This window comes from Pseudomonas sp. GM48, assembly GCF_000282335.1.
Taxonomy (GTDB): Bacteria; Pseudomonadota; Gammaproteobacteria; order Pseudomonadales; family Pseudomonadaceae; genus Aquipseudomonas.
This window is the reverse complement of sequence record NZ_AKJM01000044.1, coordinates 1-16,537: the sequence shown is the minus strand read 5'-3', so window position 1 is coordinate 16,537 and position 16,537 is coordinate 1. Positions and strand designations below refer to the sequence as shown.

Below are 16,537 nucleotides of genomic sequence, written 5' to 3'. Positions count from 1 at the left end.
ACTCGCCCAGCCGGTACGGCTGTCGAATTTGGTTGCCGAGGAAAACAACGGCAGGTCACAACCGGCACACACGAACGTGCCGTCACGGTGCTCGTTGTTCAGCGGACTGCTGTAGGCCCGTTCGGTGCCTTCTTCGCGAAGGATGTCGTACTGCTCGTCGCTCAGGATCCTGTGCCATTCGCTGTCGCTGTGGGTCACTTCGAACTCCTCGGCCGCACTGGCCTCGCTGATCAATGCAGTGCCTGTGGAAAACTTCGGCAACAGGCCGATCGCCAGGGCTGCCACCCCCAGCCCGCCGCTCGCTAGAAGAAATTGACGTCGTGAAAACATGCTCGTCTCCAAAAAATCCAGGGGCGTTTCATGGAGCACAGCCTAGGCTTTGGGTGATCGCCAAATCCTCACGGGAAGTTAAACAATTCGTGATAACTCGGGCCCCGAAAAACCCGCACAATGAATAACGCCAACCCTGAACACTGCTATTCCTGTGGGAGCGGGCTTGCTCGCGAAGGCGGAGTGTCAGTCGATGGTGAGACTGGCTGACCTGACGCTTTCGCGAGCAAGCCCGCTCCCACAGGTTTTGCACCTTGACCGAGCGGCAATACGCCCATTGCACCGAAGGATTGAGCTGGATGGAACAGACCAAACGAGTCCTCGTGGTCGAGGACGATATGCATATCGCCGACCTGATCTGCCTGCATCTTCGCGATGAGCAGTTCGAGGTGGTGCACAGCGCCGATGGCGATGAAGGCATGCGCCTGCTGCAACAGGGCAACTGGGACGCACTGGTCCTCGACCTGATGCTGCCCGGTGTCGACGGCCTGGAAATCTGCCGCCGCGCCCGGGCCATGGCCCGCTACACGCCGATCATCATCACCAGCGCGCGCTCCAGCGAAGTGCACCGGATCCTCGGCCTCGAACTGGGTGCCGACGACTATCTGGCCAAACCCTTTTCCATGCTCGAACTGGTGGCCCGGGTCAAAGCGCTGCTGCGCCGGGTCGATGCCATGGCGCGTAACCTGAAGATGGACGCCGGCAGCCTGCTCACCGACGGCCTGGCCATCGACCCGATCACCCGCGAAGTGTCCCTCGACGGCCGTCGCCTCGATCTCACGCCCCGGGAGTTCGACTTGCTGTATTTCTTCGCCCGCCAGCCCGGCAAGGTGTTTTCGCGCATGGACCTGCTCAACGCCGTATGGGGCTACAGCCACGAAGGCTACGAGCACACGGTCAACACCCATATCAACCGCCTGCGCGCCAAGATCGAGGCCGATCCGGCGCAACCGGTACGCATCCTCACGGTGTGGGGCCGCGGCTATAAATTCGCCACAGGTAAGGAGCCGCAGCCATGAGGCTGACCCTGACGCAACGCCTGTCCCTGGTGTTCGCCGTGCTGCTGCTGGTGTGCTGCGGCACCTCGGCGTGGTTGCAGGTGCGCTCCAACCAGATGCATGAGCAGGAAGTGGTGCAAGGCTTGTCCCGAGATCTGGCGCAGCACATCGCCCGTGATACGGTGCTGATGGACACCCAGGGCCTGATGCCCAATGCCGTGCGCGATCTGTTCAGCAAACTGATGCAGGTCAACCCGAGCGTCGAGGTGTATCTGCTCGACACCGCGGGCAAGATTGTCGGCAGCGCCGCGCCCGAGGGGCGGATCCATCGTGACCGGGTCGACCTGGCACCGATTCAACGCCTGCTGCGGGGCGACGCCCTGCCGATTCTCGGCGACGACCCGCGTAGCGTCGATGCCCGCAAGGTGTTCAGCGCCGCACCGTTGAAGGTCGACGGCAAACCGGCCGGTTACCTCTACGTGGTATTACTCGGCGAGGACCACGACCGCCTGGCGGAACGCGGCGCGACCAGTGCGGCGCTCAATACCGCGCTGCTGTCCATCGGGCTGGTAGCCCTGTTGTGCCTGATCGCTGGTCTCACCGCGTTTGCCCTGATCACCCGGCCGTTGCGCCGCTTGACCGAAACCGTCAGCCAGTTCGACATCGATGGCGTTCCGGTCATGCCAGCCCCGCCCGTCGCGGTGGAAAAAGCCGCCAGCCACGATGAAATCGCCGTGCTCGATGCGGCGTTCCGGCAGATGCAGGCACGCCTGGGCGAACAATGGCGTTCGTTGACCCGCCAGGATCAGGAGCGCCGCGAACTGGTGGCGAACATCTCCCACGACTTGCGCACGCCGCTGGCCTCGTTGCACGGTTATCTGGAAACCCTGTCACTCAAGGACGCCACGCTGTCCCCTGCCGACCGCCGTCGTTATCTCGGCATCGCGCTGGACCAGAGCCGCAAGGTCGGCGGTCTGGCGCAGTCGCTGCTGGAACTGGTGCGGCTGGAGCACGGCTTCGTGCAACCGGTGCTGGAACGCTTTTCCCTGACCGACCTGGCTCAGGACATCTTCCAGAAATTCGAACTCACCGCAGAGGCGCGCAAAGTCGAACTGAAGGCCACGTTCGCGCCGAACGTCTCGGCCGCCTGCGCGGATCTCGGGTTGATCGAGCGGGTGCTGACCAACCTGTTCGACAATGCCCTGCGCCATACCCCGCCGGGTGGCGAGGTCGAACTGGGCCTGCGCCCGCAAGGGTCGTACATCGAAGTCACGGTCAGTGATACCGGCCCCGGCATCGCCCCGGAACTGCGCGAAGGTTTGTTTCTGCGCCCGTTCAATATCGGCGGCGCACGGCGCGATGGCGGGTTGGGGCTGCGGATTGTGCATCGCATCCTGCAATTGCATGGGCGCGAGATTCAGTTGATCGATGTGCCGGGACGGGGGGCGACCTTTCGTTTTTCGTTGCCGATCGATGAAGAGACAGCGTCGGCGTTGGCGGTGCGGTCGATGAACCTGAACACACCGCGGCAGGCCTGACAGACCGCGGCGCCTGCTTCGCGAGCAAGCCCGCTCCCACATTTGGAATGCATTCCCCTGTGGGAGCGGGCTTGCTCGCGAAGAGGCCAGCTCAAATAACACAGAACCCGGATCAGTCGCGATACCCCGGCGCCACTCGATCCAGCATTCGCAACAACGCCACCCACGCCAGTTGCATGGCATCCGGGTCATCGAACTCGCCCTCATCCAAAGGCCGCCCCGGATCATTGAACTGCCGCTCGGTGTGCGCGCAGACCTCCGCCGACGGCAACACCAACTCACCGGCAGCTAGCGCAGCCAATTGAATATCGCAGGCCTTTTCCAGGTAATACATGCGCATGAACGCCTGCCCTACCGTTTCGCCCACCGTCAGCAATCCATGGTTACGCAACATCAACACCGGCTTGTCGCCCATGTCCGCCACCAGCCGTTGTTGCTCACTCAAGTCCAGCGCTACGCCTTCGTAATCGTGATAAGCGACACGACCGTAGAACTCCATGGAAATCTGGTTCACCGGCAACAACCCGCACTTCAACGCCGCCACCGCACACCCGGATTTGGTGTGGGTGTGCAGCACGCATTGCGCATCTTCACGGGCACCGTGGATGGCGCTGTGGATCACGAAGCCGGCCGGGTTCACCGGGTAAGGCGACGGTTCCACCGCGTGGCCATCAAGGTCGATTTTGACCAGATTGGACGCGCTGATCTCGTCGAACATCAGCCCGTAAGGGTTGATCAGAAAGTGATGCTCCGGCCCCGGAATGCGCACCGAGATGTGGGTGAAGATCAGGTCGGTCATGCGAAAGTGCGCAATCAAGCGGTAGCAGGCCGCCAATTCTTCACGCAGACGTTGCTCTGTCGATGTCATGCCAGGGTGACCTCTTTCACAGTGCAATCTTCCAGCCCTTGCCCCAAAGCCTCCCAGCCATCGAAGCCGCGGCGAGCGATAAACACCAGACGTGTTGCGTTGGCCCGGGCGTCATCCAGTGCCGGCAGAAACTGACTGCGGGTGCCGACATGTTGCAGCCAGTGCGCCGTGCTGCCCGGCGTCAGCAACACCAGGCCTTTGACCCGGAATACATCACTGGGCAGCGCCCTCAACCAGCCGCGCAAGCACTCGACGTCGAGGGCCGCGTTGCTCTGCCACAACCAGCTACTGAACATCTCGCCGTGATCGCCATCGGACACCCGCGTCAGCGGTTTCTGTGCCCGGGGCTCAAGGTCCAGGTCGGTATCCAGCCACAGTGCATCGGGCAACTCGGCTTGCACACTTTCATGCACACGCGTCCTGGTGCCCAATGCATCGCGCAGCGTTTGCAGCTGTGATTCATCGACCAGGTCGGTCTTGTTCAACAGCAACAAGTCAGCAGCCGCCACCTGCGCCCGAGCCAGGCGTGCGTACTCACCATCAAGTTGCAGATGACGGGTGGCGTCGACCACGGTGATGACCATGTCCAGTTGCATCTGGCTGCGCAGTTGCGGGTAGGCCAGGGTTTGCACGATGCGCTGCGGGTCGGACACGCCGCTGCACTCGATGACGATACGCTCCAGCCTTGGTTCAAGCTGCGCCAGGCTGCCGAGCTGCGCCAGCAGGTCTTCCTGCACGGTGCAGCAGATGCAGCCGTTTTGCAGGCTGTATACGGCGTCGGTGACTTCGGAAACGATGGCCGCATCGATGTTCAGCTCGCCGAAATCGTTGACGATCACCGCCAGCCGACTGCCTTCGGCACGGCGCACCATGCGGTTGAGTAGTGTGGTTTTACCGGCGCCGAGAAAACCCGACACCACGGTCACGGCGATACGTGGGGAAGTCATTCTGCCTTGCCCTCCAGCACCGGTGGTTCGCCCTGCCAGACGGCTTTGAGGCCGACCGCTTCCAGCGTTGAGTGGCGGTCGTAAACCAGTTGCCCTTCAACGAAGGTCAGCAGCACCTGGGTCTTGTGAATGTAGTTGCGTGCCGGTGCGGCGAACAAATCGCGGTCGATGACGATCAGGTCCGCCGACTTGCCCACTTGCAGGCTGCCGGTGCTGTGCTCCAGGCCCATGGCCACGGCGCCGTTGCTGGTGATCACGGTCAGCGCCTGTTCGAGGCTGATCGGGTCACCGAAGCAGGCCGGGTCGTCGTTCCACGGGTTCTGCCGGGTGATCATGGTTTCCAGCGCCAGCCACGGGTCGATGGACGCCACCGGCCAGTCGGTGCCCATCACCGCAGTGCCACCGGCGGCGAGCACACCTTTGAAGTCGTAGATGCGCTTGAGTCGCTCCTGACCGTAGCCGGAACGTGCGCCGCTGGCGAACGGCGTCGGGTACCAGGCGGCTGGGGAAAATTCGGCGATGACATTCAGTTCCTTGAAGCGCGGCAGGTTGCCGGGGTGCAGCAAGGTGCTGTGGGCGCACTGGTGGCGTACACCGCTGAAACCGTTGCGACGACGGGCCTCGGCCACGGCGTCGAGGAACACGTCGGAGGCACCGTCACCGGTGCAGTGGGCGATCACGCGGATGCCCTTGCGGTCCATGTCCACCACCATGTCGGTGATGTGTTCCGGGGTCAGGTTGAGCTTGCCGCGCCAGCTCGATTCCTGCGGCCATGGCGTCAGCAGGTACGAGGACTTCGGCTCGACCGTGCCGTCGAAATGGAACTTCACCGCGTTGGCGCTCAGGCGCGCGCTGCGGTAGTAGTGACGTTCGCCGGCCAGCAGCTCCCAGCGGCGACGCACCGGGAAGATGTCGTCCTGCCAACTGATCGCCGCTTCGATGCGCACCGTCAGTTCGCCGCTGTCGTCCAGTTCCTTCAAGGCTTGCAAACGCTGTTCGCAGACGTGCACGTATTTGCTCGCCGTGACGCCACGCGAGCTCTGGAAGTGCACGCCATCGCGATAGGCGCGGCGCAACACGCTGACCGGCGTCGGTGGCATGGCCGCGTGGATCATCGCGTAGGCGCCGTCGATCATCAGGCCGGTGGGTTCGCCGCTCAGCTCGTCACGCTCGAAATAACCGTTGCGCGGGTCGGCCGTGTGGCGGTCGATGCCCGCCAGTTCCAGGGCCTTGGAGTTGACCATCATGGTGCCCCACATACGGTCGAGCAGCGCCACCGGACGGTCCGGCATCACGCTGTCGAGCCACTCGCGGCCCGGCGTCAAACCCGCCTCGCGGAAGGTGTAGCGCACCCAGTACTGACCGTAGATCCAGCCGTCGCCCGGATGGCTGTCGGCATAGGCGAGGATGCTTTCGCGCAGCTGTTCCGGGGTCGGGTCTTCGATGCCGACGTCGAGGTCATCGGCGTAGCGCGGTGCCAACGCGAGGTCGGGGTGAGTGTGCATGTCGTGCAGGCCCGGCATGCAGAACGCGCCTTGCAGGTCATGCACGCGGGTGTTCAGGCCCTTGTACATTTCGATCTGGCCGAGGCTGGCGACTGCGATCAACTTGCCGTCGCGGATGGCCACGGCCTCCGCCCACGGGTTGGCCGGGTCCTGGGTGTAGATGCGACCGTTGGCGAGGATCAGGTCGGCGTAGGTCCCCTGCACGGAATGGGTAGAGGAAAAGTTATCGGACTCAGCCATGTAAGCCACCTTTGAGTTCAGGGAGATTGAAAGGTCCACCGGGCGTTGTGCGTGTCGGCGACCTGAAAAATTGTTGTTGTTTTACTTAGCCAGAAACGTTGTGGCGTCGACCTCGATCATCACCGGTTCATGGCGATTGCCGAGTTGCCCGAGCAGCTCGCGCAAGCCGTGCAAATGGCTCACCCGGTGATGGGCGACGTGACAACTCTGCGCCAGCGCAGCGAAGTCCGGCGTGAGGATGTCCACCCCCAGCAACGGCACCGCCTTGGCATTCATGTAGTCGCGGATCTCGCCGTAGCTGCTGTTGTTCCACAGCAGCAGGATCACGCCGGCGCCGGCCTCTTTGGCGGCGATCAGTTCGGCGCTGGAAAACTGCAAGCCACCATCGCCGACCAACGCCACCACCGGGCGCAGTGGTTGGGCCAGTTTGGCGCCGATGGCGGCGGGCAAACCGTAGCCGAGGGTGCCGTAGCCGCTGCCGGCGTTGAACCAGCTGTTGGGGGTTGGCGCACGGTAGCCGAGGGCACCCTGGTACACCGGTTGAGTCGAATCACCGACGATCAGCGGTTGCGGCAAGTGATCACGGACCGTATCGAGCAAGGCTTGCATGCGGCTCTGCTGCGCGTTCCAGCCATCCCGTTCAATGGCGTTGACCCGGCTCACGCGCTCGCCCGCCCAGCCGGCAACAGCCTGACGTTGTGGCAGTCGCGCCAGCAGAGAACGCAAGCCCTGTCCGGCATCACCGAGCAATCCGACCGTAGCTGTTTGCACACCGAGCACTTGCATCGGGTCGATGTCCAGACGAATCAGCGGCGCCTTGAACGCCAGTGGACCGAGGCCGAAAAAGTCATAGTCGGTTTCACCCAGTTCGGTGCCGACAGCCAACACCACGTCGGCCTCGGCGAACAGTTCGCGACCATGGGCCGACGACTGCACACCGTCGAGCAGCAAAGGATGTTCGGGAGCCAGCAAACCACGGGCGTTGGTGGTCAACGCCACGGGGGCCTGAAGACGCTCGGCGAGCGCGGCCAGGACTTCAGCAGCCCGGCGCGCCCCGCCACCGGCGAGGATCAATGGACGCTTCGCGTTGCCGATCAGGGCCACCGCAGCATCAATGGCTTCCGGCGCCGGGGCAGGCGCTGCCGGTAACGGACGCGGGCGCAGGTCCAGACCTTCGGCAGACATTTCCAGCACATCCAGCGGAATCTCGATGTGCACCGGCCGCGGCCGCGTACAGCCAAACAGGGCAAACGCCCGCGCCAATACTTCCGGCAATTGCGCCGGGTGCTGCAACGTATGGCTGAAGGCGCAGACCCCGGCGACCAGCGCGCGCTGATCCGGCAGTTCATGCAAGTGACCATGGCCCAGGCGCAGGTGTTCGCGACGGTTGCAGGTGGAGATCACCAGCATCGGCACCGAATCCGCATAGGCCTGGCCCATGGCGGTGATGATGTTGGTCATGCCGGGACCGCTGATGATGAAGCACACCCCGGGCTTGCCGCTGGCCCGGGCATAACCGTCGGCCATGAACCCGGCACCCTGCTCGTGGCGCGGGCTGATGTGCTTCAGGCGACTGCCGTGCAAGCCGCGATACAACTCGACGGTGTGCACCCCGGGAATGCCGAAGACGGTTTCAACGCCATAGCCTTCCAGCAACTGAACGAGCGCCTGGGCACAACGGGGCATGCAGCACCTCCTGGATAAAGGGCCACGGTGGCCCAACGACGAATGGGGCTAGTATTGTTGAATCAACCAATACAACAATCGATTTTTTTTGGCCTGACTGTTCGATTTACGTCACCATACCGAGAGCAAACGCTAACCTTGTGGCGAGGGAGCTTGCTCCCGCTGGGTCGCGCAGCGGCCCCTTTACAAGCGACTGCTGCGCAGTCGAGCGGGAGCAAGCTCCCTCGCCACGGGGTTCCGCGTTTGCCTGTTTCTTTCAACTTTGAGCGGGATGATTTATGCGTTTTCCTTCGATGACAGCCCTTCGTGCGCTGGATGCGGTTGCCCGCACAGGCAGCGTGTCGATCGCAGCCCGTGAACTGAACCTGACCCGCAGCGCCATCAGCCACCAGATCAGCAAACTTGAGGAATGTGTCGGTTTCGCCCTGACCGAGCGCATTGGCCGGGGCATCGGCCTGACGTATCAGGGCGAACGCTATGCGCGGGAAGTGCACGGGATTCTGTTGAACCTGCTGGACGCCGGGCAGTTGGTCGATGACCAGGAGATTTCCGGACGGCTGTGCGTCAGTTGCGCACCGGGGTTCGCCACCTATTGGTTGTGTCACCACATTGGTGCGTTCCTGCGCCAGTACCCGCAAGTGCAATTGCAGCTGATCTCGCCGCGGACACCGGACGACACCAACAACCCCAACACCGATCTGTTCATTGCCTACGGAATCGGCGACTGGCCGGAAATGGTCGTTGAAGAGATTGTGGCGCTGCGTTTTTTCCCGGTGTGCAGCCCGCGTCTGATCAACGCATTGAGCGGGCTGAAAAACCCGCAGGAACTCAGTGCCTACCCGCTGCTACACATGACCGACTATTCGGACTGGCGCGTGTGGCTGACTGCTGCCGGTGCTTCAGGGGTCAATGCGATGAGCGGCATTCTGTTTTCCGATGCGCATTGCGCACAGTCCGCCTGCATTGCCGGCCAGGGCATTGCGATTGGCGACAACCTGATCAGCGGCGATGCCTTGTCCAAGGGTTTGCTGGTGCGCCCGTTCGACATCAGCATCGACCTGCACCGAGGCTATTACCTGGTCGCCGACCCACAAAAAGCCGAGCGTGCAGTGGTCCAGGCCTTCAGCAACTGGGTCAAGACGCAGCTGCAATCGTCCCACCAGACCTGGCAAGACACCCTTTAAAACTCGCAATACATCCCCCTGTGGGAGCGGGCTTGCTCGCGAAGGCGGCGTCACATTCAACCTTTTTGGTGACTGACACACCGCCTTCGCGAGCAAGCCCGCTCCCACAGGGGAAGGCTCTGTTTCAGGGGCTCTGGGCTGCATGGAATCCCCGGTCCATTTGTTCAATAAAACTAACCAATACGAGCAAAATAATTCCATTGATGTAGCGATATTTTTAACAATAATAAGCCCAAAGCCCATTTCGGATTCGCATCCGTCCTCGTACGTCATACGGGCAATAAAAAGAGGAACTCCATAGTGTCCAGCCGTTCAGCGATTCAGCTCAGCGCTCAAGGTATCAGCCAGTATTACGGCCGTTTCGCGGCGCTGGATAACGTCGATCTCGACGTTCGCCAAGGCGAATTTCTTACCCTGCTGGGTCCGTCCGGTTCGGGCAAGACCACCTTGCTGATGATCCTTGCCGGTTTCCTCAGCCCGACCTCGGGCAAGTTGATGGAACAAGGTGTCGACATCATCAAGCGCTCCGCCGAGAAGCGGAACTACGGCATGGTGTTCCAGGGTTATGCGCTGTTCCCGCACATGAGCGTGGCCGACAACGTGGCCTACCCGCTGCGTATCCGCAAAGTCCCCGTTGAAGAACGCAATCGCCGGGTCAAGCACATTCTTGAAGTGGTCGGCCTCGGTGCACACATGCACAAGAAACCCGCCGAGATGTCCGGCGGCCAGCAGCAGCGCGTGGCGATTGCCCGGGCGCTGGTGTTCGAGCCGGAACTGCTGTTGCTCGACGAGCCACTGTCGGCCCTGGACAAGAACCTGCGCGAACAGCTGCAAACCGAGTTGCAACGCATCCACCGTCAGGTCGGCACCAGTTTCGTGTTCGTCACCCACGATCAGAACGAAGCCCTGGCGCTGTCCTCGCGCATCGCGATTTTCAACCACGGCAAGCTGACTCAGGTCGACACCCCGGAAAACATCTACAACCGCCCCGAGAGTCGTTTCGTCGCCGAGTTCCTGGGCAAGATGAACCTGTTCCCGCTGGACAACCTGACCCGCAACGGCCAGACCGCCAGCGGCCGCTGCGGCACCAGCGTATTGCACGCCCAGGCCCCGAACGCACTGAGCCAGGCGCCGATCGTGCTGGCCGTGCGCCCCGAGCACATGGAACTGCACAGCGAGTGCCCGGCCCGGGACGGCTACAACGTGATGCCCGCACAACTCACCGACAAGGTCTATCAAGGCTCCAGTACCCATCTGGCACTCAAGGTCGGCGGCGATACATTGCCGATCAACCTGTCCGTCCCCGGCAATCACCCCGGCGCGTCGATGACCAGCGGTGCGCCGGTGTGGCTGAGCTGGCCGGTGCAGCAAAGCTTCCTGCTACAAGCCTGAACCCCAAAAAACTGCGTCACAAAGCTCTCTTCCAATGACAAAAAAAAGGCCGGTGTCCACGCAGACACCCGCCAACTGAGGACTTGCCCATGCGCCAGGATCACCAACAAGACTGCATCGAAGTGCTTATCGAAAAGGCCCGCGACGGTCAGATCAACCGTCGCACCTTCATCCAGGCCATGGGCCTGCTGGCCGCGGTGCCGCTGGCGCTGCGCAGCGGCATCAGCTGGTCGGCGGACAAGCCGCTGGTGGTGGTCAACTGGGGGGGCGATGCTCTCAACGCGTTCCGTTCGGCGTGGACCGACACCTTCACCAAAAACACTGGCATCCAGGTGCGCATCGACGGCGCCGGCCCGACCGAAGGCGCAATCCGCTCGCAACTGGCCAGCGGTCAACCAAGCTGGGACGTGGTCGACGTCGAGAGCTACAGCGCCATCGTGCTGGGCCGGGAAAAGATCCTGCAGCCGCTGGACTACAACGTGATCAAGCGCGATCAAGTGGCCCCGGCGCTCTCCTCCGATTTCGGCATCGCCAGCTACCAGTTCAGCTACGTGATGGCCTGGGACAGCGCAAAATTCGGCGACAACGGGCCGAAGACCTGGGCCGATTTCTGGGACGTGAAGAAATTCCCCGGCAAGCGCACGCTGTACAAATGGATGAACGGCATGCTCGAAGCGGCGCTGCTGGCCGACGGCGTTCCGGCCGATCAGCTGTACCCGCTGGACGTGCCGAGGGCGATGAAGAAGATCGACGAGATCAAGCCTCACGTCCTGTCGTTCTGGAGCTCGGGTGCCGAGAGCCAGCAATTGATGGTCGACGGCGAAGTGTCGGTGGGCGCGATCTGGCACACCCGCGCCAAGCTGCTCAGCGAAGACACCGACAACCGCGTGCGCTGGAGCTTCGACAACGGCTTTATCAACTCCAGCAGCTGGGCAGTGCTGAACGGCAACCCGGGCGGCACTCAACCGACCATGCAGTTCATCCAGCAAGCGTTACAACCCGAAGGCCAGCTCAAACTGTTTGAATTGCTGGGCAACGGCCCGTCGAACAGCGCCACGGAAAAACTGATGTCGGCCAAGCAACTGGAAGGCAACTGCGCGTCCGAAGACAACCTGAAAAAACAGATCGCTCTCAATGCCCAGTGGTACGCCGACAACTACTCCAAAGCCCTGGAAGAGTATCTGACGCGGTTGTCCAAGTGAGCCATTGACCATGACTACGACCCTGACCTCAACCCTGACCACCCCCAAGCCCCGCTTCAGTTCGCCGGGGCTGGAGCGCAGCATGCTGCTGTTCCCGCTGCCGGTGTTGCTGCTGGTCTTCTACGTGCTGCCGTTTCTCGGTGTGGTCGGCTGGAGCTTCTCGCTGCCCACTCCGGGCATCGAGCAGTACCAGCGCATCGCCACGGACCCGGCGATCCACGAGATGCTCTGGCGCACCTTGCGCCTGTGCATGACGGTCAGTTGCCTGGCCCTGGTGATCGGTTATCTGCTGGCCTACTGCTGGGTGTTCAGCCCGCCGTTCTGGCAGCGGGTGGTGGAGATCTGCATCTTCATCCCGTTCTGGATTTCGGTGTTGGTACGGGCCTTTGGCTGGTTGATCGCCCTGCGCAGCAACGGTGTGCTCAATAACGGTTTGATGGACATGGGCCTGATCGATCAGCCGCTGCAACTGAGCCGCAATGAAATCGGGGTGGTCATCGGCATGCTCCACGTGATGATCCCGTACGCGGTGTTCCCGCTGCTGTCGACCATGCGCCAACTGGATCAGCGTGTGCTCATGGCCTCGCGCGGCCTCGGTGCCGGTGCCTTGCGCACCTTCTGGCAAGTGCTGCTGCCGCAGACCCTGCCGGGCATTCTGGGCGCGTTCATCATGGTCTTCGTGTTCTGCCTGGGCTTCTTCATCACCCCGGTGCTGTTGGGTGGCGGGCAAACGGTGATGATCGCCGAGTACGTGTTCCTGCAAATGTTCCAGACCAGTAACTGGGGCCTGGGGGCGGCACTGAGCGTGGTGTTGCTGGCCCTGGTCAGCGCGCTGATCTGGGTGCTGTTGAAAATGACCCGCGTGAACCGACTGGTAGGCTGAGATCATTATGAATACCCATCGCACAAGCCTGAGTACCCGGCTGCTGGCCGTGGTCGCCATGGCCTTCATGCTGTTCCCGCTGCTGACGGTCATCCCGGTGTCGTTCACCAGCAAACGCTTCCTGTCGATGCCCGAAGGCAACTGGTCGCTGCGTCACTACGAGGCGCTGGTCAGCAACCCTGACTGGTTCCACGCCATCAGCCAGAGCCTGACCATCGCCTTCGCCACCAGCATCATCGCCACCCTGCTGGCGGCGAGTTTCAGCCTCGGCATCTGGTACATGCGCTCCAAATGGGCCACGGCGCTGATTGGCCTGGTGCTGTTGCCAATGGCGATTCCGCCGGTGATTTCCGCGCTGGTGCTGTACTTCATGGAAACCAAGCTCGGTCGCTTCGCGCCGGGCATGGGCTACGACACCCTGACCGGGGTGGTGATCGCCCACGTGATCATGGTGGTACCGTACGGCGTGGTGACCATGCTGGTTGCGTTGAGTCAGATTGACCGGCGCATCGAACTGGCCTCGCGCAACCTCGGTGCCAGCCTGATGCAGACCACGTTCATGGTGATCCTGCCGAACCTGAAGTTGGGTCTGGCCTCCACCGCGCTGTTGGGTTTTGCCCTGTCCTGGGAAGAGGTGGCGGTGACGCTGTTCATCACCAGCGTCAACGTCGACACCCTGCCCAAACGCATCTGGAGCGGCTTGCGCGATAACGTCGACCCGAGCGTCGCAGCGATTTCGGTGTTGCTGATCAGCCTGACCTTGCTGGTATTGATCGGCCGGTTGGTGGTTCAGCATCTGGCGGATAAACGAGCGCAGAAGCTGCAGCACTCTTAAGCGCTACAAACGAAAAAAGCCCCGCGCTTGCCATGCAAACGCGGGGCTTTTTTCGTTCAACCGCCGCAATCCCTGTAGGAGCGAGCTTGCTCGCGATGATCTCAAAGGCACCGCGTTCACCCAGGATGAACCCGTCATCGTTAACGTCAATCACGAGCAAGCTCGCTCCTACAAGGGTGGGGGGCGAAAAACATGACCAGCCGCCTGTTGATCCGTGACAACGCCGCCCCGGTCCAATAGATTAGTCGGCCTGAAAAAGCCCCCGGGCTTTCTCGCCCCTATTCAAGTTCAAAGAAGTAGTGAAATTTCAATGTCCGATTCCAATACCGCTGAATCCGTAGTCACCTTGTCGTCCAAAGCGGAATACGAAAACTCCATCAATCTTTCACAACACGTGCCCCAGGCCAAAACCATCAGCGAGATGGTCCTGGACGCTTTCCAGTCAACTCGTGAAAGCGACCAGATTCGCGAACTGCGCGCCGCGATCCGCCAGGCCCACGACAGCTTCGACGACGACAAGGCCTATGAACTGATGGGCCAGCTCAAGCAGCTCAAGGACGCCGAAGCAGCGGACATCGCCGCCCTGGAAGACCTGAGCAGCAAATTCCCGATCAGCCGCATCCTCTCCAGCTTCAAGGACGACCCGGCGTTCCAGGAAATCGTCTACGGCCTGGCCCTGAAGGTCCTGAACCAGACCCACCAGGCCATCAGCAACCCGAGCGGCGGCAAGAGCAAAGCCGCCAAGGCCAAGAAAGAAGTCGAAGTGTTCACCATCAGCAAGGACGGCATCAGCGTCACCCTGCCGCTGCGCACGCCGCGCTCGCGCCTGAACGTCGACCGTGAAGCCCTGGAATTCCTCGGTTTCACCTTCGTCGGCGAAGGCGATGAAGCGGAACTGGAAAGCGAGACGTTCCTGGACAACAGCGGCGCCGAGCAAGCGGTCAACCGCAAGAACATCATCACTGCCCTGCAGCAGCAGACGGCGTTCGACGGCTATAGCATCGTCGCGCAGTAACCCAAACCCTTGTGACGAGGCTTTCCTGTGGCGAGCGAGCTTGCTCGCGTTCGGCGGCGCAGCCGTCGTAAACCCGGTAAATTCGGTTTTTCTGAAATAACACAGGTGATTTGATTAGGGCGGCTTCGCCACCCAGCGGGAGCAAGCTCCCTCGCCACAAGTCGCTCACTTAAGAGCCCTGCCCTAGCGCAGGGCTTTTTATTGCCCGTGATTCGGGCAAAACCGCGATTACTCTTCCAGTATCGACGCCAGAACACCACTTCCCTTCACCCATGAGCACCACGGGTCCGCCTGCGGGGAGCGTCAACTCACTTTCCAGCCCAGACCTCAGTGGTGCAACTGCCGAGGTCATCATGAACACGCCCCCCTTGTATCGCCAACTGGCCAACCACTACCTGGACGCAATCCGCAGCGGCACCTTGAAAACCGGTGAGCGCTTGCCCTCGATCCGCTTGATGATGGAAAAACACGCCGTCAGCCTGTCAACCGCCGTACAGGTGTGCCGGGAGCTGGAAGACTATGGCGTGCTGGAGGCCCGGCCACGCTCCGGCAACTACATTCGCCAACCCGACACCGCACCCAAGCCCACCCCGACGGCCTTGGCAGCAGCACTGGATACCAGCGTTTATGTCGGCATTCATCAACAGGTGTCTGCGGTGCTCAAGGCCAGTCAGCGCGCGACGATCAAGGTCAACTTCGCCAGCGCCTACTGCGCGCCTGAGCTTTATCCGCTGAAGACCTTGCAGGACAACATGATCAAATCCCTACGCTACGACGCCCGCCTGCTCGGCACCGCGAGCCCAACCTGTGGCAACAGCGCATTGCGCAACATCCTGGCCCGGCGGGCACTGGCCAGCAAGACCCACCTGGCCCCCGAGCGGATCGTGATCACCAACGGCGCCACCGAAGCGATCAATCTGGCCTTGCGTGCGGTCACCCGCCCCGGCGACACCGTGGCCGTGGAGTCGCCCACTTTCTACGGCCTGCTACAAATCCTCGAAAGCCTGAACCTGCGGGTGCTGGAAGTCCCGGCCTCGGCCCATACCGGGCTCAATCTGCAGGCCCTGCAACGGCTGCTGCAAGGCCCCGAGCGGGTCAAGGCATTGATCGTGGTTCCCAACCTGCAAAATCCGCTCGGCAGCATCATGCCCGACGCCAACAAGGCACGGCTGGTCAATCTGTGTGCCGAGCACAACACCGTACTGATCGAGGACGACACCTACGGCGACCTGGTGGACACCGAGCAACCGTTGTCCACCCTCAAACACTGGGACCGTACCGACAATGTGATTTATTGCGCCTCACTGAACAAAACCCTGGCACCGGGCATGCGCCTGGGCTGGATCTGCGCCGGCAAATGGCACGACCGCGTGGAGATGCTCAAGCATACGCAGTCCCGGAGTTGCGAAGCGCTATCGCAATTGGCGGTCAGCGAATTCATGCGCACACCGTCCTACGAACGTTACCTGCGGCGTTTGCGCAAAACCCTGACCGTACAACGCGCGCAGATGAGCGCGGCGATCACCCGCTATTTCCCCATCGGCACCAGTGTGACCCACCCGCAGGGCGGCACGCTGTTATGGGTGGAATTGCCTCGCCGGCATTCATCCATGGCGTTTTTTCACGAGGCGCTGAAGGTCGGCATCCAGATTTCCCCTGGGGATATCTTTTCCAATGCCAAGCGTTTCGATCACTTTGTGCGCATTGGCTGTGGCGCACCGTATTCGCCGCGGATTGATGAGGCTTTGCAGACGTTGGGCCAAATCCTGAAAAAACAGGCTTGACCACGAACCTGTGGGAGCGGGCTTGCTCGCGAAAGCGCTGTGTCAGACACATCAATGTTGAATGTGCTGACGCCTTCGCGAGCAAGCCCGCTCCCACAGGGGACCTTCGGCAAATACAAAATCGATGAAC

At 61.8% G+C, this 16,537-nt stretch carries 14 protein-coding genes; 9 read left to right on the top strand and 5 right to left on the bottom strand.

Going from position 1 to position 16,537, the window contains the following annotated elements; all coding sequences use genetic code 11:
- Positions 1 to 330 (bottom strand): peptide-methionine (R)-S-oxide reductase (locus PMI28_RS21430; RefSeq protein ID WP_007984202.1); only part of this gene is annotated, 330 nt, incomplete at its 3' end.
- Positions 331 to 629: 299 nt separating this feature from the next.
- On the opposite strand from PMI28_RS21430, the gene PMI28_RS21435 reads away from it, so the two are divergent.
- Both PMI28_RS21435 and PMI28_RS21440 read left to right on the top strand, forming a co-directional pair.
- Positions 630 to 1,349: a response regulator transcription factor gene (locus PMI28_RS21435; protein ID WP_007984201.1), complete on the top strand. Its 720-nt coding sequence runs from the start codon at positions 630 to 632 to the stop codon at positions 1,347 to 1,349.
- Positions 1,346 to 2,866 carry a sensor histidine kinase gene (locus PMI28_RS21440; RefSeq protein WP_007984200.1) on the top strand — a complete coding sequence of 507 codons (1,521 nt, stop codon included), beginning with the start codon at positions 1,346 to 1,348 and terminating at the stop codon, positions 2,864 to 2,866. The genes PMI28_RS21435 and PMI28_RS21440 overlap by 4 nt, the downstream gene beginning before the upstream one ends.
- Before the next feature lie 112 nt (positions 2,867 to 2,978).
- On the opposite strand, the gene PMI28_RS21445 is transcribed toward PMI28_RS21440, so the two are convergent.
- The 4 genes from PMI28_RS21445 to PMI28_RS21460 form a co-directional block, all read right to left on the bottom strand.
- The gene (locus PMI28_RS21445) at positions 2,979 to 3,734 is read right to left on the bottom strand and encodes a class II aldolase/adducin family protein (protein ID WP_007984199.1); all 756 of its coding nucleotides are present in this window, start codon (positions 3,732 to 3,734) and stop codon (positions 2,979 to 2,981) included.
- Positions 3,731 to 4,681 (bottom strand): CobW family GTP-binding protein, encoded by a 951-nt coding sequence (locus PMI28_RS21450; protein WP_007984198.1) that lies wholly within the window; start codon positions 4,679 to 4,681, stop codon positions 3,731 to 3,733. Before PMI28_RS21450 ends, PMI28_RS21445 begins: the two co-directional genes overlap by 4 nt.
- A complete protein-coding gene (locus PMI28_RS21455) occupies positions 4,678 to 6,426 on the bottom strand; it encodes an amidohydrolase (protein WP_007984197.1) in 1,749 nt (582 codons plus the stop codon). Before PMI28_RS21455 ends, PMI28_RS21450 begins: the two co-directional genes overlap by 4 nt.
- A gap of 81 nt (positions 6,427 to 6,507) precedes the next feature.
- Positions 6,508 to 8,112 carry a 5-guanidino-2-oxopentanoate decarboxylase gene (locus PMI28_RS21460; protein WP_007984196.1) on the bottom strand — a complete coding sequence of 535 codons (1,605 nt, stop codon included), beginning with the start codon at positions 8,110 to 8,112 and terminating at the stop codon, positions 6,508 to 6,510.
- A 278-nt stretch (positions 8,113 to 8,390) separates the two neighbouring features.
- On the opposite strand from PMI28_RS21460, the gene PMI28_RS21465 reads away from it, so the two are divergent.
- From PMI28_RS21465 to PMI28_RS21495, 7 genes are all read left to right on the top strand, one after another.
- Positions 8,391 to 9,296, top strand: coding sequence for a LysR substrate-binding domain-containing protein (locus tag PMI28_RS21465; protein WP_007984195.1), 906 nt, complete (start codon positions 8,391 to 8,393; stop codon positions 9,294 to 9,296).
- A 300-nt stretch (positions 9,297 to 9,596) separates the two neighbouring features.
- Positions 9,597 to 10,688: an ABC transporter ATP-binding protein gene (locus PMI28_RS21470; RefSeq protein ID WP_007984194.1), complete on the top strand. Its 1,092-nt coding sequence runs from the start codon at positions 9,597 to 9,599 to the stop codon at positions 10,686 to 10,688.
- 89 nt (positions 10,689 to 10,777) lie between these two features.
- Complete coding sequence (locus PMI28_RS21475) at positions 10,778 to 11,890, top strand: ABC transporter substrate-binding protein (protein WP_007984193.1); 1,113 nt, start codon at positions 10,778 to 10,780, stop codon at positions 11,888 to 11,890.
- 10 nt (positions 11,891 to 11,900) lie between these two features.
- On the top strand, positions 11,901 to 12,773 hold the full coding sequence (locus tag PMI28_RS21480; RefSeq protein WP_007984192.1) for an ABC transporter permease: 873 nt from the start codon (positions 11,901 to 11,903) through the stop codon (positions 12,771 to 12,773).
- Positions 12,774 to 12,780: 7 nt separating this feature from the next.
- Positions 12,781 to 13,608 (top strand): ABC transporter permease, encoded by an 828-nt coding sequence (locus tag PMI28_RS21485; RefSeq protein WP_007984191.1) that lies wholly within the window; start codon positions 12,781 to 12,783, stop codon positions 13,606 to 13,608.
- A gap of 310 nt (positions 13,609 to 13,918) precedes the next feature.
- A complete protein-coding gene (locus tag PMI28_RS21490) occupies positions 13,919 to 14,623 on the top strand; it encodes a hypothetical protein (RefSeq protein WP_007984190.1) in 705 nt (234 codons plus the stop codon).
- A 353-nt stretch (positions 14,624 to 14,976) separates the two neighbouring features.
- Positions 14,977 to 16,407, top strand: coding sequence for an aminotransferase-like domain-containing protein (locus tag PMI28_RS21495; protein WP_007984189.1), 1,431 nt, complete (start codon positions 14,977 to 14,979; stop codon positions 16,405 to 16,407).
- Positions 16,408 to 16,537 lie beyond the last annotated feature (130 nt).

Excerpts from the sequence above, each read along its gene's own strand:
- PMI28_RS21435 (WP_007984201.1), top strand. The coding sequence starts at position 630 with ATGGAACAGACCAAACGAGTCCTCGTGGTCGAGGACGATATGCATATC.
- PMI28_RS21440 (WP_007984200.1), top strand. The coding sequence starts at position 1,346 with ATGAGGCTGACCCTGACGCAACGCCTGTCCCTGGTGTTCGCCGTGCTG.
- PMI28_RS21445 (WP_007984199.1), bottom strand. The coding sequence starts at position 3,734 with ATGACATCGACAGAGCAACGTCTGCGTGAAGAATTGGCGGCCTGCTAC.
- PMI28_RS21450 (WP_007984198.1), bottom strand. The coding sequence starts at position 4,681 with ATGACTTCCCCACGTATCGCCGTGACCGTGGTGTCGGGTTTTCTCGGC.
- PMI28_RS21455 (WP_007984197.1), bottom strand. The coding sequence starts at position 6,426 with ATGGCTGAGTCCGATAACTTTTCCTCTACCCATTCCGTGCAGGGGACC.
- PMI28_RS21460 (WP_007984196.1), bottom strand. The coding sequence starts at position 8,112 with ATGCCCCGTTGTGCCCAGGCGCTCGTTCAGTTGCTGGAAGGCTATGGC.
- PMI28_RS21465 (WP_007984195.1), top strand. The coding sequence starts at position 8,391 with ATGCGTTTTCCTTCGATGACAGCCCTTCGTGCGCTGGATGCGGTTGCC.
- PMI28_RS21475 (WP_007984193.1), top strand. The coding sequence starts at position 10,778 with ATGCGCCAGGATCACCAACAAGACTGCATCGAAGTGCTTATCGAAAAG.
- PMI28_RS21480 (WP_007984192.1), top strand. The coding sequence starts at position 11,901 with ATGACTACGACCCTGACCTCAACCCTGACCACCCCCAAGCCCCGCTTC.
- PMI28_RS21485 (WP_007984191.1), top strand. The coding sequence starts at position 12,781 with ATGAATACCCATCGCACAAGCCTGAGTACCCGGCTGCTGGCCGTGGTC.
- PMI28_RS21490 (WP_007984190.1), top strand. The coding sequence starts at position 13,919 with ATGTCCGATTCCAATACCGCTGAATCCGTAGTCACCTTGTCGTCCAAA.
- PMI28_RS21495 (WP_007984189.1), top strand. The coding sequence starts at position 14,977 with ATGAACACGCCCCCCTTGTATCGCCAACTGGCCAACCACTACCTGGAC.